This window comes from Bradyrhizobium sp. WSM3983 (assembly GCF_000473045.1).
GTDB lineage: Bacteria > Pseudomonadota > Alphaproteobacteria > Rhizobiales > Xanthobacteraceae > Bradyrhizobium.
Window position 1 is genome coordinate 18,416 of sequence record NZ_AXAY01000021.1, and the last position, 23,390, is coordinate 41,805.

23 protein-coding genes and 1 tRNA gene are annotated in these 23,390 nt (G+C 63.7%); 14 read left to right on the plus strand and 10 right to left on the minus strand.

What is annotated here, in order from left to right:
* Window positions 1-129 precede the first annotated feature (129 nt).
* Window positions 130-942 (plus strand): enoyl-CoA hydratase, encoded by an 813-nt coding sequence (locus YUA_RS0125430; RefSeq protein WP_027533226.1) that lies wholly within the window; start codon window positions 130-132, stop codon window positions 940-942.
* A gap of 108 nt (window positions 943-1,050) precedes the next feature.
* Here the strand turns inward: YUA_RS0125430 and YUA_RS0125435 are convergent.
* Window positions 1,051-1,126: transfer RNA gene (locus YUA_RS0125435), tRNA-Ala, on the minus strand.
* Window positions 1,127-1,326: 200 nt separating this feature from the next.
* Here YUA_RS0125435 and YUA_RS0125440 point away from each other — a divergent pair.
* Genes YUA_RS0125440 through folD form a run of 3 tightly spaced genes read left to right on the plus strand, consistent with a single transcriptional unit; the run spans window position 1,327 to window position 2,851 of the window.
* Window positions 1,327-1,617 (plus strand): YggT family protein, encoded by a 291-nt coding sequence (locus tag YUA_RS0125440; protein WP_027533227.1) that lies wholly within the window; start codon window positions 1,327-1,329, stop codon window positions 1,615-1,617.
* A 15-nt stretch (window positions 1,618-1,632) separates the two neighbouring features.
* The gene (locus YUA_RS0125445; RefSeq protein ID WP_027533228.1) at window positions 1,633-1,965 is read left to right on the plus strand and encodes a DUF167 domain-containing protein; all 333 of its coding nucleotides are present in this window, start codon (window positions 1,633-1,635) and stop codon (window positions 1,963-1,965) included.
* A 1-nt stretch (window position 1,966) separates the two neighbouring features.
* Window positions 1,967-2,851 carry a bifunctional methylenetetrahydrofolate dehydrogenase/methenyltetrahydrofolate cyclohydrolase FolD gene (gene folD / locus YUA_RS0125450; protein WP_027533229.1) on the plus strand — a complete coding sequence of 295 codons (885 nt, stop codon included), beginning with the start codon at window positions 1,967-1,969 and terminating at the stop codon, window positions 2,849-2,851.
* A 37-nt stretch (window positions 2,852-2,888) separates the two neighbouring features.
* Here the strand turns inward: folD and ppa are convergent, their stop codons facing one another.
* Together ppa and YUA_RS0125460 are read right to left on the minus strand one after the other, a co-directional pair.
* Window positions 2,889-3,425, minus strand: a complete 537-nt coding sequence (gene ppa, locus YUA_RS0125455) for an inorganic diphosphatase (RefSeq protein ID WP_027533230.1) — start codon at window positions 3,423-3,425, stop codon at window positions 2,889-2,891.
* 179 nt (window positions 3,426-3,604) lie between these two features.
* Window positions 3,605-4,114, minus strand: a complete 510-nt coding sequence (locus YUA_RS0125460) for a GNAT family N-acetyltransferase (protein ID WP_027533231.1) — start codon at window positions 4,112-4,114, stop codon at window positions 3,605-3,607.
* Window positions 4,115-4,379: 265 nt separating this feature from the next.
* Between YUA_RS0125460 and YUA_RS0125465 the strand changes: the two genes are divergently transcribed.
* The gene (locus tag YUA_RS0125465) at window positions 4,380-5,291 is read left to right on the plus strand and encodes a S9 family peptidase (protein WP_027533232.1); all 912 of its coding nucleotides are present in this window, start codon (window positions 4,380-4,382) and stop codon (window positions 5,289-5,291) included.
* Window positions 5,292-5,470: 179 nt separating this feature from the next.
* On the plus strand, window positions 5,471-5,878 hold the full coding sequence (locus YUA_RS0125470) for a thiol-disulfide oxidoreductase DCC family protein (protein WP_027533233.1): 408 nt from the start codon (window positions 5,471-5,473) through the stop codon (window positions 5,876-5,878).
* Window positions 5,879-6,077: 199 nt separating this feature from the next.
* Here the strand turns inward: YUA_RS0125470 and YUA_RS0125475 are convergent, their stop codons facing one another.
* The 4 genes from YUA_RS0125475 to YUA_RS0125490 form a co-directional block, all read right to left on the minus strand.
* A complete protein-coding gene (locus YUA_RS0125475; protein ID WP_027533234.1) occupies window positions 6,078-7,322 on the minus strand; it encodes an NAD(P)/FAD-dependent oxidoreductase in 1,245 nt (414 codons plus the stop codon).
* 124 nt (window positions 7,323-7,446) lie between these two features.
* Window positions 7,447-9,273, minus strand: a complete 1,827-nt coding sequence (typA, locus tag YUA_RS0125480) for a translational GTPase TypA (RefSeq protein ID WP_027533235.1) — start codon at window positions 9,271-9,273, stop codon at window positions 7,447-7,449.
* A 419-nt stretch (window positions 9,274-9,692) separates the two neighbouring features.
* The gene (locus tag YUA_RS0125485; RefSeq protein WP_027533236.1) at window positions 9,693-11,240 is read right to left on the minus strand and encodes an alkaline phosphatase; all 1,548 of its coding nucleotides are present in this window, start codon (window positions 11,238-11,240) and stop codon (window positions 9,693-9,695) included.
* A gap of 108 nt (window positions 11,241-11,348) precedes the next feature.
* Window positions 11,349-12,794, minus strand: a complete 1,446-nt coding sequence (locus YUA_RS0125490; protein WP_027533237.1) for a TAXI family TRAP transporter solute-binding subunit — start codon at window positions 12,792-12,794, stop codon at window positions 11,349-11,351.
* A gap of 153 nt (window positions 12,795-12,947) precedes the next feature.
* Between YUA_RS0125490 and YUA_RS0125495 the strand changes: the two genes are divergently transcribed.
* Together YUA_RS0125495 and YUA_RS0125500 are read left to right on the plus strand one after the other, a co-directional pair.
* Complete coding sequence (locus tag YUA_RS0125495; protein WP_027533238.1) at window positions 12,948-13,250, plus strand: 4a-hydroxytetrahydrobiopterin dehydratase; 303 nt, start codon at window positions 12,948-12,950, stop codon at window positions 13,248-13,250.
* A 90-nt stretch (window positions 13,251-13,340) separates the two neighbouring features.
* On the plus strand, window positions 13,341-13,715 hold the full coding sequence (locus YUA_RS0125500; protein WP_027533239.1) for a YkvA family protein: 375 nt from the start codon (window positions 13,341-13,343) through the stop codon (window positions 13,713-13,715).
* A gap of 2 nt (window positions 13,716-13,717) precedes the next feature.
* Here YUA_RS0125500 and YUA_RS0125505 read toward each other — a convergent pair whose 3' ends face one another.
* The 3 genes from YUA_RS0125505 to YUA_RS0125520 form a co-directional block, all read right to left on the minus strand.
* The gene (locus YUA_RS0125505) at window positions 13,718-14,884 is read right to left on the minus strand and encodes a TAXI family TRAP transporter solute-binding subunit (RefSeq protein ID WP_027533240.1); all 1,167 of its coding nucleotides are present in this window, start codon (window positions 14,882-14,884) and stop codon (window positions 13,718-13,720) included.
* 18 nt (window positions 14,885-14,902) lie between these two features.
* Complete coding sequence (locus YUA_RS0125510) at window positions 14,903-15,790, minus strand: hypothetical protein (RefSeq protein ID WP_027533241.1); 888 nt, start codon at window positions 15,788-15,790, stop codon at window positions 14,903-14,905.
* 304 nt (window positions 15,791-16,094) lie between these two features.
* On the minus strand, window positions 16,095-17,069 hold the full coding sequence (locus tag YUA_RS0125520; protein WP_027533243.1) for an NADPH:quinone oxidoreductase family protein: 975 nt from the start codon (window positions 17,067-17,069) through the stop codon (window positions 16,095-16,097).
* Between the two features lie 250 nt (window positions 17,070-17,319).
* Here YUA_RS0125520 and YUA_RS0125525 point away from each other — a divergent pair, with 250 nt between their 5' ends.
* From YUA_RS0125525 to argG, 6 genes are all read left to right on the plus strand, one after another.
* On the plus strand, window positions 17,320-18,159 hold the full coding sequence (locus tag YUA_RS0125525) for an SDR family oxidoreductase (RefSeq protein WP_027533244.1): 840 nt from the start codon (window positions 17,320-17,322) through the stop codon (window positions 18,157-18,159).
* A gap of 106 nt (window positions 18,160-18,265) precedes the next feature.
* Window positions 18,266-18,901 (plus strand): invasion associated locus B family protein, encoded by a 636-nt coding sequence (locus YUA_RS0125530; RefSeq protein ID WP_027533245.1) that lies wholly within the window; start codon window positions 18,266-18,268, stop codon window positions 18,899-18,901.
* Between the two features lie 212 nt (window positions 18,902-19,113).
* Entirely contained in the window at window positions 19,114-20,316 is a 1,203-nt protein-coding gene (rlmN, locus tag YUA_RS0125535) for a 23S rRNA (adenine(2503)-C(2))-methyltransferase RlmN (protein ID WP_027533246.1), read from the plus strand.
* Between the two features lie 89 nt (window positions 20,317-20,405).
* Window positions 20,406-20,900, plus strand: a complete 495-nt coding sequence (locus YUA_RS0125540) for a hypothetical protein (RefSeq protein WP_027533247.1) — start codon at window positions 20,406-20,408, stop codon at window positions 20,898-20,900.
* Window positions 20,901-21,118: 218 nt separating this feature from the next.
* Entirely contained in the window at window positions 21,119-21,895 is a 777-nt protein-coding gene (locus tag YUA_RS0125545; protein WP_027533248.1) for a phosphatase PAP2 family protein, read from the plus strand.
* A gap of 93 nt (window positions 21,896-21,988) precedes the next feature.
* Window positions 21,989-23,326: an argininosuccinate synthase gene (gene argG, locus YUA_RS0125550; protein ID WP_027533249.1), complete on the plus strand. Its 1,338-nt coding sequence runs from the start codon at window positions 21,989-21,991 to the stop codon at window positions 23,324-23,326.
* The last annotated feature ends 64 nt before the right edge of the window (window positions 23,327-23,390 follow it).

A 23,390-nucleotide genomic window follows, 5' to 3' on the forward strand; every position in this document is an offset into this window, starting at 1 on the left:
TTCGTGCAGGTCCTTAGCGCAAGTCCTTGGCGCAGGTCCTTGGCACAAGTCCTTGCCTCATCCCTGATATACTAGGCTCGTTGCCAACGAGCGCGCGCGAACGCGTGCGGCCAACAGAGGAAGAGCGCGATGGCCTATGAACACATTCTCTATGAGGTGAGCGACAAGATCGCGACCATCACGCTCAATCGTCCCGACCGCATGAATGCGTGGACGCCGACCATGGAGCGCGACGTGCGCCACGCGATGGAAGCATCGAGCGCCGACGACAATGTTCGCGTCATCGTGCTCACCGGCGCGGGCCGCGCGTTCTGCGCCGGCGCCGACATGGATGCGCTGAAAGGGCTCGATCCCAACGACGTCAGGCGTGCGTCGAACCTGCCGCCCTTTGACATGAACCGCCGTCCGGACTGGCAGACGCGCTACGGTTTCTATCCGTCGATCGGCAAGCCGGTCATTGCGATGCTCAACGGGGCGACGGCCGGCATCGGCCTCGTGCATGCGCTCTATTGCGACCTGCGCTTTGCCGCCGACAACACCGTGTTCACGACAGCTTTCGCGCGGCGCGGATTGATCGCCGAGCACGGAATCTCATGGATGCTGCCGCGCATCGTCGGTCATGCCAACGCAATGGATCTGCTGATCTCGGCGCGTCGTGTTCCAAGCGAAGAGGCGTTGCGAATCGGGTTGGTCAACCGGCTCTGCTCGCCCGAGAAGCTGCGCGAGGAGACTTACGCCTATGCCCGCGATCTCGCCGATTTCGTCTCGCCGAGCGCGATGGCCGTGATCAAGCGGCAGCTCTACGAGGTGCCGTTCCAGACGCTGGGCGAGGCGACGATCGAGGCCAACCGGGAGATGATGGTGGCGTTGAACGGGAGCGATTTTCGCGAGGGTGTGGCGAGCTTTATGGAGAAGCGGCCGCCGCGGTTTACGGGGAAGTAGGGGGATCTGACTTATTGAAGAAGCCCGCCGTCGCCCTTCGGGCTATGGCGCGGCAGCCTTCGCCACGAAACGGCTCGCCGAGCCGAAGCAGGCGCAGCCTGCGAAGGCTGGTGGAGCCAGGCGGGATCGAACCGCCGACCTCGTCATTGCGAACGACGCGCTCTCCCAGCTGAGCTATGGCCCCTTTGCTGGCCGCTCTGGTAAACGCGGCCGACAACCGGGCGCCATTTAAGTCCCCGCCAAGGTCAAGTCAAGGACGGGTGTAACCCGGTTTTAGCCATCCGGACGCCGACTTCCCTTGTTAGGGCCGGAGGGAACCGATATCTAGCCATGGCCGCCCCAAAGCACTGCCCCAATGACACAGGCCCAGAGAGTGTTTCGCTGATGCGCCCGATAGTCTACATTCTGATCCAGATCATCAATCTCTATATCTACCTGCTGATCGCATCGGCGATCTTGTCCTGGTTGATCGCATTCAACGTCGTGAATACCCGCAACCAGTTCGTCGGCGCGGTGTGGGAGTTTCTCTACCGGATTACCGAGCCGGTCCTCGGCCCCATCAGGCGCAGGCTGCCCGCGATGGGCGGGCTCGATCTGTCTCCGATCGTCGCCTTCTTCGTGCTCTGGTTGATCCAGCTCTATCTCGCCGAGTACGTCTATCCGAACGTGCCGTAGGCTGACGGAGCCTCGATGGTTCCTTGGCGCACCTCCACCACGGGCGTCAGCATCGCGTTGCGCGTGACGCCGCGTGGCGGACGCGACGGCATCGACGGGATCGAGCAGCTCTCCGACGGCCGCAGCGTATTGAAGGTGCGCGTGCGTGCCATCGCCGATGGCGGCGAGGCCAATCGCGCCGTTCTGGCGCTGCTGGCGAAATCGCTTGGCGTACCCAAGGCGAGCGTCAGCCTCCTGTCCGGGGCGACGTCGCGGCTGAAGCAGGTCGCGGTCGCTGGCGATCCGGCACGGCTTACTGACGCGTTGCGCGAGCTCGCTTCAGTCAAATCGACAGGCATAAGGAACTGACATGACGGCCAAGATCATCGATGGAAAAGTCATCGCCGCGGACCTTCGTGCCCGCGTCGCGGACGAGGTCGCCCGCATCAAGCGCGAGCACAATCTGGTGCCCGGTCTTGCGGTGGTTCTGGTCGGCCATGATCCCGCCAGCGAGGTCTATGTCCGCTCGAAGCATACGCAGACGCAAGCTGCCGGCATGGCGTCGTTCGAGCACAAGCTGCCGGCGGATGTCTCGCAAGCCGATCTGCTGGCGGTCGTTGCAAAGCTCAATCGCGATCCCGCCGTGCACGGTATCCTCGTGCAACTGCCGCTGCCCAAGAGCCTGGACACCGAAGCCGTGATCAATGCGATCGATCCCGCCAAGGATGTCGACGGCCTGCATCCGAACAATGCTGGCCGGCTTGCCGGCGGCTTCGAGGCGCTGTCGCCCTGCACGCCTCTCGGCTGCATCATCCTGACCAAGACCGTGCACCCTTCCCTCGAAGGCATGAATGCCATCGTGATCGGCCGCTCCAATCTTGTCGGCCGCCCGCTGGTGCAATTGCTGTTGAACGAGAACGTCACGGTGACGATCGCCCATTCGCGCTCGCGCGACCTGCCCGGGCTCGTGAAGAAGGCCGACCTCGTCTATGCCGCCGTCGGCAGACCTGAGATGGTGCGGGGCGACTGGCTGAAGCCGGGTGCGACCGTGATCGATGTCGGCATCAACCGTATTCCGAAGGACGACGGCAAGACCCGCCTCGTCGGCGATGTCGCCTATCAGGAAGCGCTCGCGGTCGCTGGTGCCGTTACACCGGTGCCGGGTGGCGTTGGTCAGATGACGGTCGCCTGCCTGCTCGTGAACACGCTGCGCGCAGCTTGTGCGATCGCGGGTCTACAGAAGCCTGCGGTGTAGTTCACCTCGCCCCGCAAGCGGGGCGAGGGAGCAAGGCTTACGCCTTCTTTTTCTTCTCGCGCTCGATGCCTTCGAGGATCAGCTTCTGCGCTTCCTCGGCGCCGCCCCAGCGCGTGATCTTCACCCATTTGCCTGGTTCGAGATCCTTGTAGTGCTCGAAGAAGTGCTGGATCTGCTGCAACGTGATATCAGGCAGGTCGGAATACGACTTCACCTTGTCGTAGCGCTGCGTCAGCTTTGACGACGGCACCGCCAGAATTTTCTCGTCGCCGCCGGCCTCGTCTTCCATGAACAGCACGCCGACCGGGCGCACGCTCATGACGGCGCCGGGGATGATGGCGCGCGTGTTGACGATCAGGACGTCGCAGGGATCGCCGTCATCAGACAGGGTGTGCGGAATGAAGCCGTAGTTACCGGGGTAACGCATCGGCGTGTAGAGGAAGCGGTCGACCACCAGCGTGCCGGCTTCCTTGTCCATCTCGTATTTGATCGGTTCGCCGCCCACGGGGACTTCAATGATGACGTTGACGTCCTCGGGGACGTTTTTTCCGATCGAGACCGCATCGATACGCATTAGAAAGGCTCCGTTATTGCCGAAGTTAAATCTCGCCCGGCAGCGATTTTTGCGCTGTCATACGCGGGCTTGGCCCGCTGATCCATGGTGTTTTTGTGAAATAATGAATCCAGCGATCACCGGCGCAAAAGGCAGCGGTATCGATGGATGGAAACGCTGCCGATTAAGCTTTCAGCAGCTTAATTGGTCCAAGCGAAGGCAACCTTGTCGAGCGACTTCGGCCCGAAACGCTCCGAGGAGCGCGCCACCATGCGGCCGCCCAAGGCACGGTAGAACTCGGTCGCCGGATCGTTGTCCGAGAGCGCCCACACCACCATGCTCTTCAGATTGCTCTGCATGAGGTCGCGGCGGGCGGCGGTGAACAGGCGCCGGCCGAAGCCGAGGCCCTGGAATTCCGGACGCAAATAAAGCTCGTAGATCTCACCGTCGAAATGCAGGCTGCGGGCGCGATTGCGGCCGTAGTTCGCATAGCCTGCGATCTTGTCGCCGAACACCAGTACGCTGACGCGGCTGCCCTTGCGGATTGCGCTGTCCCACCACTGCGGACCGCGGCGGTTAATCAACTTCTCCAGCTCGGCGCCGGGAATGATGCCCTGATAGGCGGAACGCCAAGCTTCGTCATGGGTGGACGCCACTGCAGTTGCATCTGCAGCTTTGGCCGGCCGGACCTCGATCAGGGTTGTGCTCATGGGGGCGATCAAACCAAGTCGCCGCGTCGACGGCAAGACCTATCGTTAATTATCGGTTAACCTGTGGACTTTCTGCATCAGTATTTTAACCATGTTGTACCGAAAAAAGACAAGACGTCATTTCGGGCGGCAGTGGCGTGCCATGCGCCGGTGCAAAACTCCGCGGTCTCAAGAATGAACGCCGATGGCAACGCAGAAAGTCCGCCCAAGGTGATTCGTTCCGACTAATCTGGCCTGCGCTATCCGTGTTCGCCCTCGGCCATTCATGCGGCTCCTCGACACCCTTGCCCCTCTGCTCCTGCTGTCCCTGCTGACGGCGCAGCCTCTGTGCGCTCAGGTCACGTTCGGGGCATCGGGCGCAGAGAGCGAGCCGTTCCGCCGCCAGGAATGGCGCGTGCCGTCGCCGGATACCGACGTTGCCGCGCGCGCGCTGTTGTTTCGTCCCGTCGGTGCCGGTCCGTTCCGGCTTGCGGTGATTGCCCATGCGTCGACGCAGAACGTGTTGCGTCGCGCGCAAATGCCGCAGCCGGAATATCGCGCGCTCGCAGCGTTTCTCGCCGCGCGCGGCTTTGCCGTGCTGGTGCCCGAGCGGCTCGGCCATGGTGCGACCGGCGGCCGCTATGTCGAGGACCAGGGCGGCTGCGACGAAGCGGACTATGCGCGCGCAGGCCGCGCCACCGCGGAAGAAATTTCGCTCGCACTGGACTATCTGCAAAAGCAGGATTTTATTCGCAGGGATGCCGCGGTCGTGATTGGGCACTCTGCAGGTGGCTGGGGTGCACTGGCGCTTGCGAACGCCGATTCGAAAGCGATTTCTGCGATCATCGCATTTGCGCCCGGACGCGGCGGTCACGCCAATGACGAACCGAACAAGGTCTGCGCGCCACACACCCTTCTCGTGGCCGCGGCCGAATTCGGCAAGGCGGCGCGCATTCCCGTCACTTCGCTGGTCGCGGCCAATGACAGCTATTTTGCGCCGGCGTTCTCGAAAGCATTGGCAGATGCGTTTCGCAGCGGAGGCGGCAAGGACGATCTCCGCACGCTGCCGGCCGTGGGCAGCGAAGGACACTGGATGATCGAGACCGAGGCTGGCGTCCAGGCCGCGAGCAGCGAGCTGGCGCGTGCGCTGAACCTGCCCATGAACCCGCCAAGGCCTGTGGCGACCAGGAAGCCATGACGCTGTACTTCTTGGTTAAATATCTGCATGTGCTCGGCGCCATCGTCATGCTCGGGTCAAAACGGGACCGGCGATCGTGCAGACGCGGGTCGCGCTGCTCATGCTGGATAGCCGGTAGCGTTTTCGAGCGAAGTGGATCCCGGTTCGCGTGAAGGAAACGGGTCAAAAAAGGGAATTTGATGAGCAAGTGGCCGGACGACGACGTGATCCTGTTCGACGGCGTGTGCGTCTTCTGCTCACGCTGGGTGCGCTTCGTCGCGCAGCGCGACACGGCGAAGCGGTTTCGCTTCACGCCGATCCAGTCGGACTACGGCGCCAGGCTCGCGCGGACCTTCGGTATCGATCCGGATGATCCCGACACCAATGCCGTTGTCCACGGCGGTGAGGTCTTTATGAAATCCGACGCCGCGCTGACAGTGTTGTCGCTGCTTCCCGGCTGGGGTTGGGTGCGCGCGTTGTTCGCCGTGCCGAAGCTGCTGCGGAATGCGGTGTACAGCCTCGTCGCGCGCAACCGCTACCGCATTTTTGGGAAGTACGATGCGTGCTTTGTGCCGGATGCGAAGTTGAGGACGCGGGTGATTGAGTGACTCGATAGCGGCGTTACAAAATCGGTGTCGTCCCGGCGAAGGCCGGGACCCATAACCACAGGACGAAGTTTGGCGAAGGCTGCCAGTTTAGGAATCGCCGTCCGGTATTGATACCTCACTTCACTGATGGATCACGCGGTATGGGTCCCGGCCTTCGCCGGGACGACACCGGGGGATGACGCGACAGCGACGGCGTTCGCTACGGCTTGCGCAGAGCCGCCAGCACTTCCTGCGCCGCCCGCTCGCCGCTGTCCCTCGCCCCATGCGCCGTCGAGAAGAAGTTCGGCGAGGTCGCTTCGCCTGCGAAGAACAGCCGCCCGTCCACCGGAGCGGCGAGCACCGCACGGGCACCGGAATGGCCCGGCAGCGCGTGCGAATAGGAACCTCTGGCGAAGGGGTCCTTTGCCCAGCGGGACTCCGCGAGCGGCTTGAGCTTGCGACGGATGTCGTTGCCGAGATAGTCGGCGATCTCGTCGATGCTCTGGGCTGCGAAGGCGCCATCGCCGCCATCCTCCAACTCCCGGGCAAAGCGGCCGCCGAAAAAGCCCTCGATGCAGGGCTGGCCGAACGGGCGGATGTGGTAGGTGCCCATCGCGGTGCGCATGGTGGCGCCGCGCAGATTGCCTTCCTGCGGGAAGGCTTCGGCATCAGCGAGCGCCAGCGTCACCTTGTCGTCGACCCCGAGCGGCAGGCCGCGCGCGGAATCGACCTTGGCAGGCAGGGGCGGGAGAAAGCGGATCGCTTCGTCAGCGAGCAGGTTGGTCGGAACTGTGATGATCACCTTCTCCGCGGCGAGCGTGCCCAGCGACGTCTCGAGGCGGATGCGTGGGCCGGAATGGTCGATCAGGGCAACATTGCAGTTGAGCACCACAGGCGCGGCCGCGCCGTAGGCCGCGACCAGTGCGCCATACCCGGTCCGCACCCGCCAATTGAAGTAAGTGTCCTCGTAGGCCTCCATGTCGAGGATCGAGACCTGGTCGAGCTCGCAGCCGTTCACATAGGTCGAGACCGCATCGATCATCGGATTCCAGCAATTGCCGGGCTCGAGATAGCAGTCGGCCGCCCGATCCTCGCCATTTGCTGCTGCGTCCCAGAGACGCTCGTAGAATTCGTCGATCGCGAGCACGAAGGCCTCGCGCTCACGCTCCGGAAATACGTCGCCAAAAGCGCGATCGCCCCAGGGCGGCAGATCGGTGTTGAGCTCAAACTTGAGCCGCTGGGCAATCGGGACAAAGGAATTTTTGTCCGCCGAATGCAGCCAGCCACAGCCGATATCGAAGGTCACGTCCGGCGAGGCTTGCACGGTCCAGGCGCGCCCGCCGATCCGGTCCCGCGCTTCCAGCACGATCACGGATAGGCCAGAGCCTTGCAGCGCGTCCGCCGCGCCGAGCCCGGCAGCGCCTGCACCGATGATCGCGACGTCGACGGAGGAGGGAAGGGACATGGCGTCGTCTATTTCGTCGTTATGCCCGGGCTTGTCCCGGGCATCCACGCAGTTCCTGCCCAGTATCAAGGACGTGAATGGCCGGGACAAGCCCGGCCATGACGGCTTCTGTGTAGGGGCGCGCTTACGCCACCGCTTCCTTGGATTTTTCGGCGCGCTTGCGCTCGTTCGGGTCGAGGTGCTTCTTGCGCAGGCGGATCGACTTCGGGGTGACCTCGACGAGCTCGTCGTCCTCGATATAGGCGAGTGCCTTTTCGAGGGTCATCCGGATCGGCGGGGTCAGGCGTACGGCTTCGTCCTTCGACGTCGTGCGGATGTTGGTGAGCTGCTTGCCCTTGAGCACGTTGATCTCGAGATCGTTGTCGCGGGTGTGCTCGCCGACGATCATGCCCTTGTAGACCTTCCAGCCCGGCTCGATCATCATCGGGCCGCGGTCTTCCAGCTTGAACATGGCGTAGGCCACCGCTTCGCCCTGGTCGTTGGAGATCAGCACGCCGTTGCGGCGGCCCTGAATCTCGCCCTTGTACGGGGCGTAGCCGTGGAACAGGCGGTTCATGATCGCGGTGCCGCGGGTGTCGGTCAGCAGTTCGCCCTGGTAGCCGATCAGGCCGCGGGTCGGCGCGTAGAACACCAGGCGCAGGCGGTTGCCGCCGGACGGCTTCATCTCGACCAGCTCGGACTTGCGCTCGCTCATCTTCTGCACGACGACGCCGGAATGCTCCTCGTCGACGTCGATGACGACTTCCTCGATCGGTTCCATGGTGGCGCCGGTCGCTTCGTCCTTCTGGTACACGACGCGCGGGCGCGACACCGAGAGTTCAAAGCCCTCGCGGCGCATGGTCTCGATCAGGATCGCGAGCTGCAATTCGCCACGGCCGGACACTTCCATCGCATCCTTGTCGGTGGCCTCGACGACGCGCAACGCGACGTTACCCTCGGCTTCGCGCAGCAGACGGTCGCGGATCATGCGGCTCGTCACCTTGTCACCTTCGGTGCCGGCGAGCGGGGAGTTGTTGACGATGAATGACATCGACACGGTCGGCGGATCGATCGGCTGCGCCGGCAGCGGCACCTCGACGGTCGGATCGCAGAAGGTGTCGGCGACGGTGCCCTTGGTCAGGCCAGCGATGGCGACGATGTCGCCGGCTTCGGCTTCATCGAGCGGGGTACGCTCGAGACCGCGGAACGCCAGGATCTTGGTGATACGCCCGGTCTCGACCAGCTTGCCGTCGGCATGCAGCACCTTGACCTGCTGGTTCGGTTTGAGCACGCCGGACGAGATGCGGCCGGTGATGATGCGGCCGAGATAGGGGTTGGCCTCGAGGATGGTACCGATCATGCGGAACGGACCTTCCTCGACCGTCGGCGGCGCGACGTGGCGCAGGATCAGGTCGAACAGCGGCTCCATGCCCTTGTCCTGCGGACCCTCGGGGCTTTCGGCCATCCAGCCCTGCTTGGCCGACCCGTAGAGGATCGGGAAGTCGAGCTGCTCCTCGCTGGCGTCGAGCGCTGCGAACAGGTCGAACACTTCGTTGATGACTTCGGTCGGGCGTGCGTCGGGGCGGTCGACCTTGTTGATCACGACGATCGGCTTGAGGCCGACCTTGAGCGCCTTGGAGACCACGAACTTGGTCTGCGGCAGCGGGCCTTCGGCGGCGTCCACCAGCACCAGCGCGCCGTCCACCATGTTCAGGATGCGCTCGACCTCACCGCCGAAATCGGCGTGGCCGGGGGTGTCGACGATGTTGACGCGGGTGTCCTTCCACTGCACCGAGGCCGCCTTGGCCAGAATGGTGATACCGCGCTCACGCTCCAGATCGTTGGAGTCCATGGCGCGATCGGTCACCTTCTGGTTCTCGCGGAACGTGCCGGATTGCTGGAGGAGTTTGTCGACGAGGGTCGTCTTGCCGTGGTCGACGTGGGCGATGATGGCGACGTTACGGAGGTTCATGAGTGAGCTTCTTTGCGGTCGAACAATGGGTTAAGCGCGATCTCGCCGGTCAAGCCGGGACCTCTTCACGGACAACGCTGAAACGTGGAAAACGGGGCCTATTACACCCAAAAAGGAAACCCGGCCATATCGACCGGGCGCCTTACGCGTTTGCGGCGCAATATAGGGAAAAAACGCCAAAAAACAATGCGTTCTTTCGAGGTTGGTTGACTGAATTTTGTCCGGGAATCCCCGGAGCTTAAGCGATCCCGGGCCAAACTGGCCCCTTTATTCGTGGGCCGGCCGCCCCAATTGGCCCCGCGCCGAGCTTTGGTCCGTTTCCTCGGTCGGATAGACCCCGTCCTCGGCTGCAAAAGCCGTGCTCCAGCGATGCGCTGGCGGCGGCGTTGCAGAGGCGCGGCGCGTGACCGCGCTTTAGCTCAGGCGAATTTCGGATCGAGCGTGGTGGACCATAGCGCGACGTCGGCGCGGTCGCGCAGCGTCACCGTCATCTGGCCCGAGGCGCCGTCGATCTTGACGTGGCCGAAGAACTGCATGCCGGCCGACGGCGGCAGGTTCTGCTTGTCGAGGCCGGGTGCCTTGATGAAACGCACGTCGGGGCCGAAGGTGTTGTCGAGCTCGTTCGGACCAAACGTTCCGGCGTGCAGCGGACCCGAGACGAATTCCCAGAACGGCTCGAAATCCTGGAACTGCGCCTTGTTCGGATCGTAATAATGCGCGGCGGCGTAGTGCACGTCCGCCGTCAGCCACACCGTATTCTTGATCGGCGCCATCTTGATGAAGCGCAGGATGTCGGCGATCTCGAGCTCGCGACCGCGCGCCGGGCCGTCACCTTGCGCGAAAGCTTCCGAACCCTTCTTGTTGGTCGCATCGTCATAGACGATCAGGCTGAGCGGCATGTCGGAGGCAATCACCTTCCATGTCGCGCGCGAGTTGAGCAGGCCGCGCTTCAGCCAGGCCATCTGCTCCGGCCCGAGGAAATAGCTGGCAGGGCCGTACTCCGTCTCGAGATTGGCGCCGTTCGGGCCGCGATAGCTGCGCTCGTCGAGCACGAACACGTCGAGATGCGGGCCGTAGGAGATCTGGCGATAGACCCGGCCCGGCTCGACGATGCTCTCGCGCATCGGATACATCTCGTGGAACGCGCGGCCGGCGCGCGCCGCGAGCAGCGAGATGTCGCGCACCTTGTAGGTCGCCGGCAGATCCTTCGACAGCGACCAGTTGTTGGTCACCTCGTGGTCGTCCCACTGCACGAAGATCGGCACTTCGGCATTGAAGGCGCGGACATTGTCGTCGGTGAAATTGTATTTGTGCGCCGCGCGATACTCGTCCAGCGTCTCGGCGACCTTCGCCTTCTCGGGGATCGTGACGTTCTTCCAGATCTTGCCGTCGGCAAGCTTGACCTCGGAGGGGATCACGCCGTCGGCGTAGATGGTGTCGCCGGAATGCAGCAGGAAATCCGGCCGGTGTTTTCGCATGGCGGCGAAAGTCAACATGCCGCCGTCATCGGGATTGATGCCCCAACCCTGGCCTGCGACGTCGCCGCCCCAGACGAAGCTGACGTCGCGGCGGTCGGCCGGCGCGGTCCGGAAGCGGCCGACCACCGGCTCGCCCTCGATGGCGGTGTGGGAGAGATCGCGGAAGCGGACGCGGTAGAAGATGTCCTGGCCGCCCGGGAGATTGTCCACCAGCATCTTCGCGGTGAAGTCGCTCTCGGGCAGCGCCGCGATCGGCGGCAACGCGCGGGCGTCCTTGAACGATTCCGTCGTCGCCACCTCGACCAGCATCTGCGCGGGCCGGTCGGCCCGCGCCCAGACCACGCCGCCGTCGACGGTGACGTCGCCGGACTGGACGCCATGGGTGACCACAGGCCGGTCGGCCGCGCGCGACAGATGCGGCATCGCAAACGCACCAAGTGCACCGGCGCTGGTCGTGAGGAAGTTGCGGCGGGAGAATTTGATCTTCATGGGGATGGCCTCGATATCGCGAGGGACGGTCGCCCAGGCGGCAGCCGCCACGATGAAGTCAGACGCTATATTGAGACAATGTGACGCGGCAATTACGCGCGCAAGCGTTTATGCGTTGCCGGCGGCCCGGAATTGCGCGCCGGTGCGTTGCAGGTTCTGCGGCAGGCTGGACAGCACCGCCTTGCGGTCGGCGACCGCAGTGTGGAATTGGTCGAGCACAATGTTGAACGCGGTCAACGCGCCCTCCTCGATCGCGCCGTGATCGTAGCAGCGCAAGGTGTCGCGCAAGATCTCGTCGGCCTCGGCCTGCATCTGGTCGAGCTCGTCGGTCGTCTCGCTCTTTCGTGCCGCGGCAATCATGTCGAGCAGGCGTTCGCGCAGATGGCTGTTGCCATTGCGCTCGTCCTTCTTCAGGTAGCCGGCGAACCACGCGCCGAGCGAGCCCGTGGCCGAGAGCGCCATCAGGCTCCACCAGATGTAATCGCTGTACTTGTCGAGGAAGGTCTTCTCCTCGCCGTCGACGAAGGCGGCCGCGCCCGGATGCACGGGGATCACAGCATCCTTATCGGTATCGGGCGTTTCGATCTTGGCGGCCAGCGGGAATTCGGTCACCAATTGCTGGCGCACGGCGAAGAGCTGCCGGGTGAAGGCCGCGACGGTGGTTTCCGACAGGCCTTTGCGCGCCACGATGTGATGGGAAAAGCTGATCGTCTTGACCTCGTCGTCGGGCCGGTCGGGCGAGCCGCCGTAAGTGCCGGCGGGAATTTCCGACGCCTCATAGACCGGATGGTTCTGTGCGATCGCGTCCGCCGAATCGATCGCGAGGAAAGTCGGCGCACCGCCATCCTTGGCGGTGGCCGCGATCGCGTCCGACGTGATCTTGCTGTTGACAGGGCCGGCAGCGAGATAGACGTCGGCTTTCTGCGACTTGATCGCTTCGGCGACTTCGCTCGCCGGGAACTGCACGATCTCGACCTTGGCGGGATCGACGCCGTATTGTTGCAGGATCACCTTGAGCAAATTGACATTGGCCTGCGTCCGGCCGACCACGCCGACGCGATGGCCGGCGAGCTGCGCGATCTTGGTGATCTTCGCGCCCTTCTTCTTGCCCTTGCCGGGCACGGACCACAACACCACGACATTCTTGCGCAGCGTCGCGACGGCTTGCGCGTTCTTGGGGACATCGAGATCGCCGCGAACGATGGCGAGATCGGCCCTGCCCTCGGCGAGCAGATTCGCGCTGGCGGTGGCGCCGTCGGTCTGGACCGGGCGCAGCCGCACGAAGCCCTTGCTCTGCGCGAACGCCTGCGTCAGGGCCTGCACCACCTTGACGTCGTCGCTGTTGGCGGGACCGACCGCGATCTTCAGCATCACCGGTCGCATCGCGAAATAGTAGCCGCCGGCCAGCGCGCCGACGATAGCGAGCACCAGTGCCAGAGACACGAGCGCGGTCTTCCGCGCCGCGGATCGCGGCGAAGGCGGAGAGGGCGTTTCGGCCAGGTTCGACTCCCCGGTCATCGATCTCCCAAACAGGCGCTTCAGGCTCAGTTTCATCTTGGCCGGCGATTTACGCCCGCAATTGTAGCAAATTTCTTGTCCGGCGGGGTTACATCTCCGTCATGGTTAGCGGATCGGCCCAATCCCGGTATGAACCCCGGCCGTATGCACGGTGTTAGGGTAAAGTTCCCCTGAAAAACGGAGGCCATCATGGCAGAGCGGCTATCGGCGGATGCACGCAAACAGGCGCTGGGCGGTATCCCCGGCTGGACCGAAATCCAGGGGCGGGATGCCATCGGGAAAACCTTTGTCTTCAAGGATTTCAACGAGGCCTTCGGTTTCATGACCCGCGCGGCGCTGGTCGCCGAGAAGATGGATCACCACCCCGAATGGCGCAATGTCTACAAGACGGTGGAGGTCGTGCTGTCGACCCACGACGCCGGTGGCGTGACCAAGCTCGACATCGCGCTCGCCACGGCGATGAATGCCATCGCAAAGCTGACGCCTGGCTGACATCTTGCAGGCAGGATGCGCATCCCCATGTTGTGATCAGCATTTGATGCGGCCATCCGCCGCGTCGGGCTGAACGGGAGTTTTTCGAACATGGCTGCCGAACACAGCGTCGGCTTCGAGCCGGCCGATCGGCTCGCGGAGGATCGTGAAAGCGTGCGCCGACGCTTCTGGCGCAAGCTGAAGCGCGTCGTCGCGCATCTGCCGTTCGCCGAAGATCTGCTCGCCGCCTATTACTGCGCGTTCGACCGGCAGACGCCGCGCCATGTCCAGGCGTCGCTGCTGGGCGCGATTGCCTATTTCATCCTGCCGTTCGACTTCATTCCGGACGTAATGCCGGTTCTCGGCTTCACCGATGACGCCGCCATTCTCGCCACCGCCATCCGCATGGTCGCCGGCCATATCACGTCGGAGCACCGCGAAGCTGCTCGCGCCGTGCTGAAACGCGGCGTGGACGAGGCGGAGTAGCGCTACTTCTTCTCCGGCCGCGCCTGAGCGCGCGCATTCTCCGCGTCCCAGGCCTGGAATTGCTTGAACAGCGTCTCCTTGTCCGCGTCGGACACTTTCGCAGCCGCAGGGTTCTGTTTCAAAAAGGCCTCGAAGCGCTGCCGCGTCACCGGCTCGACGCCGTGGCTGTTGAGCCATTGCTGCGCCACCGGCAACCTGTTCCAACCCGCCAGGGGCGCCGCGAGCGAAACCTCCTTCCACTTGGGATGGAACGGCGGGTTCTGCAGCGCGGGGAATTTCGTGAAGAACGCATCTACGAACAGCGCGAGCTTGCGATAGCGCTCGGTGTTCGGCGCCCAGTTGTAGGCCGCGAGCACCGCGGGCACCGCGATCGTGTCCACGCTCTCGCCGTCCTTGATCAGGTTCGGATAGTCCTTAGGCGTCAGCGTCGCCGGCAGATAGTCGCTCTGCAAGGGTTTTGCATAGTCGACGGTCGCGAGATGGAAGCGGCCGTCATTGCCGAAGGTCGAGACCGATTTGTACGGCTTGCCGCCGACCACGACGACAGCGTCGATCTCGCCCGCTTTCAGCTTCTCCATCGCGATACGTTGCTCGACATAGACGAATTTCGCCTTGATTCCGAGTCGTTCGAACACCGTCAGGGCGGTGACGAAGGTACCGCCGTTGGGCAAGTCGACGCTCACTGTCTTGCCTTCGAGATCTTTCAGCGTCGCCACTGATTTCGGCGCGATCACCTGCATCTCTTCGTTGTAGAGCTTGGTTACATAGGTGAACTGCCGCTTGATGTCCTTGGCAAAGCCCTTGCGCTCGAGATAGTCGAGCGTGTCTGCGCGCACAACGCCGAGATCGACGCCTTGCAGGAACAGGATGTCGGCGACGCTCTGCACCGAGCCGCGGCCGACGATCGGCAGCACGCGGATCTTGTTGCCGTCGTCGAGCACGGAGGCGAGGTCGGCACCGAACTGCACATAGGTGCCGCCGATCGTTCCGGTGATCAGCGTGACCGTGTTGGCGTTCAGCGCCTGTTTGGTCGAGCTCGAGCCGAACTGGAAGATGGCCTTCAGGCTGTCCGAGACTTTAGCCGGATCATATTCGGTCTGCTCTGCGCGCGCGGCGAAAGCACAGATCGTCATGATGGCGGCAAGCGCCATTCTCAAAGCGTTACGCATGATGTCCCCTGAAGTGTTCTAGTTCTGAAACTGGGCGAGGCGCTGACGCGCCTCCGCCGATCCGAGCTTTGCGGCCCGCTGATACCAGTCACGTGCGGCCGATGCGTCGGCAATGACGCTCCGCGCATCGCTGGTGCCGAGCACCGCGGGATCATAGGTCTGCGCCAGCAGAAGCGCAGCCGCTGTATCCCCCGCATTGGCTGCGCGTTCGAGCAGCAGGCGTGCTGAGGCGATGTCGCCGACGCCGATCAGGCTCCTTGCGCGCGTCATCAGCCCAGCCAGCGTGTCGGCGTCGAGCGTCCTGACGGGCTCGGGCGGTGCAGGCTGTGCCGCGACGGGCGCCGGCACTTGTACGAGCGCTTGAACCGGTGCCTGTACCGGTGCTTGTACCGGTGCCTGGGCTTGCAGCGCGATCTGATAGGCGCTCGCGATCGCTTCGCGGCTTGGCACTGTTGGTGCGGGCAAGCTCTGCGTATCGGCGCTCGCCAGCATCGTGTTGGTCACGCGGGCGGAATCCTTGATCGGGACCTGCCGTGCAACCGGCGGATTGGCCGGAGCGGTGGTCTGCTCGGGAGCCTTGCTCGTCGTGCCATCGGCATTGGCGGTGACGAAGCTGCGCAGGTCGGATTGAAACAGCGTGACCAGGATCGCCGCGGCGGATACCACCAGGACCGCAGCGAGAACGCGCCGGATGATCCTTGCTTTGGAGCGCAACTCCAGCGGCGCATATTCCTGTGGGTCCGGCGCCCCGAGCGGGTCCGACAGGAACAGCGGAATTGGATCGTCGGAAAGGTCAACCCGTGCGGCGCGCGCACGAAGGTAGGACTTGGCGAGTGGACGCAATGCAGCTTGATCGGGGTCGAACGCCCGCGACTCCCTGGACGGACGGGATACCGTCGTCTCCATGGTGTGATGCTCCCCATTACTGACGCAACGCAGGGGCTCTCCCGGTTTCAGTCTTCTTGTTGTTGTCCAGAAGCGCCCCGTAAACTGGAACCGGTAAATCGCCGTCCGATTCAGCCCAAAAAACGACGGCGATTGGCGCGAATCGGGAGATATTTGGGTTTGATTGGGGCGAAGCGGCGGAATGCACCACAATGTTGGCCGCGATGGTTGAGTGGATGAGAATGCAAATGGCCGGGACAAGCCCGGCCATTGAGACGAATTGAGAGCTGCATTCGCGCTCGTCACCTGCAAGCGCGTCGGTTCCTCACGGATGCAAGATCACCTTGCCCATGGCCTGGCGACCCGCAAGCACCTTCAGTGCATCGGCGGTCTGCGCCAGCGGGAAGGTGCGGTCGACGTGCGAGGAGATCTTTCCTTCCGCCGTCCACTTCACGAGCTTCTCGAGATTGGCGCGGTTCTTCTCCGGGTTGAGCCGGGCCCAGGCGCCCCAGAACACGCCGCGGATGTCGCAGCCCTTCAGCAGCGCGAGGTTCAGCGGCATCTTTGGAATGTCGCCGGCGGCAAAGCCGATCACGAGGAAGCGGCCTTCCCAGGCGATCGAACGCAGCGCAGCTTCCGCATACGCACCACCCACCGGATCGAAGATGATGTCGACGCCCTTGCCGCCCGTGAGCTTGCGCAGGCCTTCCTTCAGATCTTCCTTGCCATAGTTCAGCGTCAGTTCGGCGCCGTGTGCTTTGGCGAATTCGAGCTTCTCGTCCGACGAGGCGCAGGCGATCACCTTCAGGCCCATCAGCTTGCCGAGCTCGCAGGCAGCTAAGCCCGTGCCGCCGGCGGCGCCGAGCACCGCGAGCGTCTCGCCCGGCTTCGGGCTCGCGCGATCTTCCAACGCATGCAGCGCGGTGCCATAGATGATGATGATGCCGGCCGCGCGGTCGTAGTCGAGATTGTCGGGAATCTTCACGATCGTTGCCGCCGGTAGCGCGATCTTTTCACGCGCGCCGTTGTGGCCGCAGGAGGCGACCACGCGATCGCCGACCTTGAGGTCAGTGACACCAGGGCCGATGCTCTCAATCACGCCGGAGACTTCTGCGGCCGGCGAGAACGGGAACGGTGGCTTGATCTGATACTTGCCCTGAATCATCAGGATGTCGAAGAAGTTCAGCGCCGCCGCCTTGATCGCGATCACGGCTTCGCCGGGACCGGCCACCGGATCCGGCACATCGGCGAGCACGAGATCGTCGGGCTGGCAGTATTGCGAGCAGAGGATGGCTTTCATGGCGGCACCTTCTTGAGAGCGCGTGCTGAGACGGCACGTGGCGTTTCGACGGAAATATAGTTGGGCTGGTTTTGCCGGATTTAGGCACGGGCGACAATCCGGTTTCTTTGCCCAAAGCGATGCGCAGGCCTATCCTCACGTCATCGCGAGCGCAGCGAAGCAAATCCAGAATCCGTCCTGCGGAAATAGTCTTGATTGCTTTTGCTTCGCTCGCAATGGCGGAAACTCTGTGGAGAAGGGGATTCAAACGATGTTTGAAACAGGTCTGCTCAGGGACAAGCGCATTCTCGTCACCGGCGGCGGCTCGGGCCTCGGTGCCGCGATGGGACGCCGCTTCCTCACGCTCGGCGCCGATCTCGTGATTTGCGGTCGCAAGCTTGACCGGCTCGAAGCAACCGCAATCGAGATGCGCGCGCAGACCGGCGGCAAGGTCACGACGATCGCGTGCGATGTTCGCGACGGCGCCGCCGTCGACGACATGATGGATGCGATCTGGCGCGAGGCGCCGCTCGACATCCTCGTCAACAACGCGGCCGCAACCTTCATCGCGCAGAGCGAGCATCTGTCGTTCCGCGCGGCGGACGCAATCCTGGCGCCGACGCTGCATGGCGCGATGTACTGCACGCTCGCCGCCGGCAAGCGCTGGATCGACGGCAGGCACAATGGCGTCGTGCTCTCGATCCTCTCGACCTCGACCATCACCGGCCGCGCCTTCACTGTTCCCTCAGCGATGGCGAAATCGGCAGTGCTGGCGATGACCAAAAGCCTCGCGGTGGAGTGGGGCCCGAAGGGCATCCGCACCGCCGCGATCGCGCCCGGACCATTCCCGACCGCCGGCGCATCGGGGCAGCTCCGACCCGAGGGCCGCAACGAAGGCTGGACCGCGCGCAACCCAATGGGGCGCACGGGCGAACACAGCGAGCTCGCCGACCTCGCCAGCTTCCTGGTCTCGGACCGCGCCGGCTACATCAACGGTGAGATGGTGGTGATCGACGGTGGGGCGCATTTACGCAGTTCCGGCGCCGAAGATTTGTTGCGCTGGACCGACGCGCAATGGTCCGAGCAACGCGCCGCGCGATCCAAAGGCTGACCCGCTAACTGCCTTCCCAAATTGGACTTTCCCGGCTATCCCTGCGGCGGGGACAAAGCGCGACCGGGCCATCTTCCAGTCACAATATTGAGGGAACCACTCCAGCATGTGGCGGGTGCTGATTTTAGCTTTGATGACTGGTGTAGTGGCCGGCGGAATCACCGATTCCGCACGGGCGCAGACGGCACAACCGGCGCCGAAGGCTGCGGCAAAGCCAGCCGCTGCCGCCGCCAAGACGGCAGCCAAGCCCGAAAGCAAGCCGGCGGCCGTTCCCGCGGCGGTTGCGGGTGGTGCGGAGCCGACGCTGATTGGACAGTTCGGCACCTGGGGCGCCTATTCGGCGACGCCCAACGGCAAGAAGGTCTGCTTTGCGCTGGCAAAACCCTCATCGTCGAAGACCAATCCGCCGAACCGGCCGCGCGATCCCGCCTATGCCTTCGTTTCGACCCGGCCGGCCGAGAAAGTGAACAACGAAGTCTCGGTTATGATCGGCTATGCGCTGAAGCCGGGCTCGGAATCCTCGGTCGAGGTCGGGGGCGCTGCGTTTGCGATGTACACGCAGGGCGACGGCCTCTGGATCAAGAATGCGGCCGAGGAGGAGCGAATGGTCGAAGCCATGCGCAAATCCGCCGATCTCGTGGTCAAGGGCGTCTCGGCCAAGGGGACGGAGACGACCGACACGTTCTCGCTGAAGGGCCTCGCCCAGGCGCTGGACCGGATTTCGCAGGATTGCAGGCGTTAAGCTTGGGGGCTTAAGCCTTTAGGGCTAAGCAATAGCCACGGTCGCAATCGGCGGTTCCGGTTGCTATATAGGGGCGGTTCCAGGTTTTCGCGTCATTTCGGGGCGATGCGCGGCATCGAACTATGGTGCGCAATTGCGCACCTGAGAATCTCGAGGTTCCGGGTTCAGCTCTTCGAGTTGCCCCGGAACGACCCAGCAATTTAGGCCTATCGATGCAACCGACGACCGAGCCGCGCGACGCAATCCTGGTGGAGAAGACTCCACTCGAAACCTATGTGCCGCCGGCGAAGCCCTCGCTGATCGGACTGTCGCGCACCGAGCTTGCCGATCGCCTCGGCGACATCGGCGTCGCGCCGGCGCAGCGCAAGATGCGTGTGCAGCAATTGTGGCATTGGCTCTATTTCCGCGGCGCCCAGAACTTCGATGAGATGACTTCGGTCTCGAAGGGCATTCGCTCCGAGCTCGCCCAGCACTTCACGGTCGACCGGCCCGAAGTCGTGGCTGAGCAGATTTCCAACGACGGCACCCGCAAATGGCTGCTGCGGCTGCCGAGCGGCGACAATGTCGAGAAGGCGCATGAAGTCGAGTGCGTCTACATCCCCGAAACCGATCGCGGCACGCTCTGCGTCTCCTCGCAGGTCGGCTGCACCTTGAACTGCTCGTTCTGCCACACCGGCACGCAGCGCCTGGTGCGCAACCTCACCGCCGGCGAGATCGTGGGCCAGATCATGGTCGCGCGCGATCGCCTGAATGATTGGGCCGATCGCGAGGACGGCACGCGCCGCGTCACCAACATCGTGATGATGGGCATGGGCGAGCCGCTGTACAATTTCGATGCGGTCCGCGATGCGCTCCTCATCGTCGGCGACAATGAAGGCATCGGCATCTCCCGCCGGCGCATCACGCTGTCGACCTCAGGCGTAGTGCCGAACATCGTGCGCGCCGGCGAGGAGATCGGCGTCATGCTCGCGATCTCGCTGCATGCGGTGCGCGACGAGCTGCGCAACGAGCTGGTACCGCTCAACCGCAAATACCCGATCAAGGAGCTGCTGCAGGCCTGCCGCGACTATCCCGGCGCATCGAATGCGCGCCGCATCACCTTCGAATATGTGATGCTCAAGGGCGTCAACGATTCGCTCGACGATGCCAAGCTGCTGGTCAAGCTGCTCAAGGGCATTCACGCAAAGATCAATCTGATCCCGTTCAATCCCTGGCCCGGCACGGCCTATGAGTGCTCGGACTGGGACCAGATCGAAAAATTCTCCGAATACATTTTCAACGCCGGCTATTCCTCACCAGTGCGCACCCCGCGCGGCCGCGACATCCTCGCCGCTTGCGGCCAGCTCAAGTCGGAGACGGAAAAACTGTCCGCCCGCGAACGCCAGGCGCTGCGCGCCATGGCGATGACGGATTAGCCGGTTATGTGTGCGCTCTCGCATCCCTGTCATTGCGAGCGAAGCGAAGCAATCCAGAATCTTTCCGCGGCGGAGTTGGCATTTCTGTGATGTCCCTGATCGGCCGCCTTGTCGTCATCTTCATCGGCTTCCTCGCCGCCTCTTTCGTCGGCGGCATGATCGTCGTCGGCGCGCTGCTGTTTCCGGAATTTTCCGATCTCGGTGCCGGTCCGGTCGACGAGGGCACGATCGACATCCTGCTCGGTTTCGGCTTCATCTTCGTCTCGGGTTTTGCTCTGGTTCCGGCGGCAGTGATCGTTGCGATCACCGAAGCGCTCTATATCCGCAGCGCGCTTGCCTATGCCGTCGGCGGAGGCCTCGTCGGGCTGGCCTGCTATCTCGGCCTCGTTCCCTTCCACTCTGACACGTTGCAGTTCGAAGGCATCGTGCGCCGGCATCTGGAGATCATGACCGGTGCGGGCATCGTCGCAGGCGTCGTCTACTGGCTGATCGCCGGCCGCAACGCCGGCGCTTGGCGCATCCCGCCGGCCCCGCGCAAGCCGCCTCCGCCGCTGCCGTTGAATTCAAGGCCGGATGCAAGGTGATTTTCTTACCCGCCCCTGGAGGGGGAGGGTCGGATCGCATCGTCAGATGAGATCCGGGGTGGGGTGACAGACTTTCCGCGATGGCGGTGCGTGTGGCTTCACCCCACCTCGGTTCGCATTTCGCTTTGCTCCATGCGAACCGATCCTCCCCCTCCAGGGGAGGATGGGCACCTCCGCCGGGGTTTTCATCCCCCTCTCACTCCGCTAAACCGCGCGCCATGAACCGGACTGGACTCTTCATCGCCCTGGCGTTGTGGCTTGTGATCGGCGTCGTCTTCGGCCTCTATCCCGAGCTCGATCTCAAGCTCGCCGCGCTGTTCTTCGATCCCGAGACAAAAACCTTTCCGCTCAAGCTGAACGACTGGGCCGGCTTCGCGCGTGACGCTGCGATGTGGGTCTCCTGGGCCTTCGTGCTGCCTTCGCTGGTTGCGCTCGTGGTCAAGATGATCAAGCCCGACCGTCCCTTGATGGTGTCGGGGCGCGCGATCGTGTTCCTGCTCGTCACGATCATCCTGTCGGCCGGCATTCTGACCAACCTCACCTTCAAGACCTATTGGGGCCGGCCGCGGCCGGTTGTGGTGACCGAGTTTGCTGGCGACCAGCAGTTCGTGGCCTGGTGGGATCCGCGCGGCGATTGCGCGCGCAACTGCTCGTTCTTCTCCGGCGAGGGGGCGACAGCGTTCTGGACGCTGGCGCCGGCTGCGCTGGCGCCACCGGCGTGGCGGCCGCTCGCCTATGCTGGCGCGGTGGTGTTCGGCGCCGCGACCAGCGGCCTCCGCATGGCCTTCGGCGGCCACTTCTTCACCGATGTCGCGACCGCCGGCCTCGTTACCTTCGTCGTGATCTGGTTCGGCTACGCGCTGATCTACCGCTGGCCGCGGACCCGATTTTCGGACGAAGCGGTCGATGCCGCCCTGACCCGGCTGAACATGCCCGCCTACCGGCTGCGCAAGCGCCTGTTCGGCGGCAAGGCGGGCCGCCAGCCCTCGGTATGAGCCATTAAATGCGTGCTCAGCCTCACGAAATTTGATATTCGCCCGGTCAAGTTCGCCCTCGCATCAGCCCCTTGAGACCCGATTGGAAGCGCCATGACCACGATCCTGAAAAGCCTGCCCAAGGGTGAGAAAGTCGGCATTGCGTTTTCGGGCGGCCTCGACACCAGCGCGGCGCTGCTCTGGATGAAGCAGAAAGGCGCGCGCTGCTACGCCTATACCGCCAATCTCGGCCAGCCCGATGAAGCCGATTACAACGAGATCCCGCGCAAGGCGGAAGCGTTCGGCGCCGAGAAGGCCGTGCTGGTCGATTGCCGCATGCAGCTCGTCCATGAAGGCATCGCCGCGATCCAGTCCGGCGCCTTCCACATCTCCACCGGCGGCATCACCTATTTCAACACCACGCCCCTCGGGCGCGCCGTCACCGGCACGATGCTGGTCGCGGCGATGAAGGAAGACGGCGTCAACATCTGGGGCGACGGCTCGACCTTCAAGGGCAACGACATCGAGCGCTTCTACCGCTACGGCCTGCTGACCAATCCATCCTTGCGCATCTACAAGCCCTGGCTCGACCAGCAGTTCATCGACGAGCTCGGCGGCCGCGCCGAGATGTCGGCGTTCATGACCGCCCAGGGCTTTGCCTACAAGATGAGCGCCGAGAAGGCGTATTCGACCGACAGCAATCTGCTCGGCGCTACCCACGAGGCCAAGGATCTCGAAAGCCTCGACAGCGGCATCAAGATCGTCAACCCGATCATGGGCGTGCCGTTCTGGCGCGACGACTGCAACGTCAAGGCCGAGAAGGTCGTCGTGCGTTTCCAGGAAGGTCAGCCGGTCGCGCTGAACGGCCAGACTTTTGGCGATCCGGTCGCGCTGTTCCTGGAAGCCAATGCGATTGGCGGCCGTCACGGCCTCGGCATGAGCGATCAGATCGAGAACCGCATCATCGAGGCCAAGAGCCGCGGCATCTACGAAGCGCCGGGCATGGCGCTGCTGCACATCGCCTATGAGCGTCTCGTCACCGGCATCCATAACGAGGATACGATCGAGCAGTACCGCATCAGCGGCATGCGCCTCGGCCGCCTGCTCTACCAAGGCCGCTGGTTCGACTCGCAGGCCCTGATGCTGCGCGAGACCGCGCAGCGCTGGGTCGCGCGCGCCGTCACCGGCGAGGTCACGCTGGAGCTGCGCCGCGGCAACGATTACTCGATCCTCAACACCGAGAGCCCGAACCTCACCTATGCGCCGGAGCGGCTCAGCATGGAGAAGGTCGAGGACGCCGCCTTCTCGCCCGCCGACCGCATCGGCCAGCTCACCATGCGCAATCTCGACATCGCCGATACGCGGACGAAGCTGAAGCTCTACAGCGACACCGGCCTGCTCTCGGGCAGCGAAGGCTCGCAGATCTTCCGGCTGGAGAGCGACAAGGGTTAGTTGTTGCCGGGGACTTCACTGGTCATTGCGAGCGAAGCGAAGCAATCCAGAATCTTTCGACGAT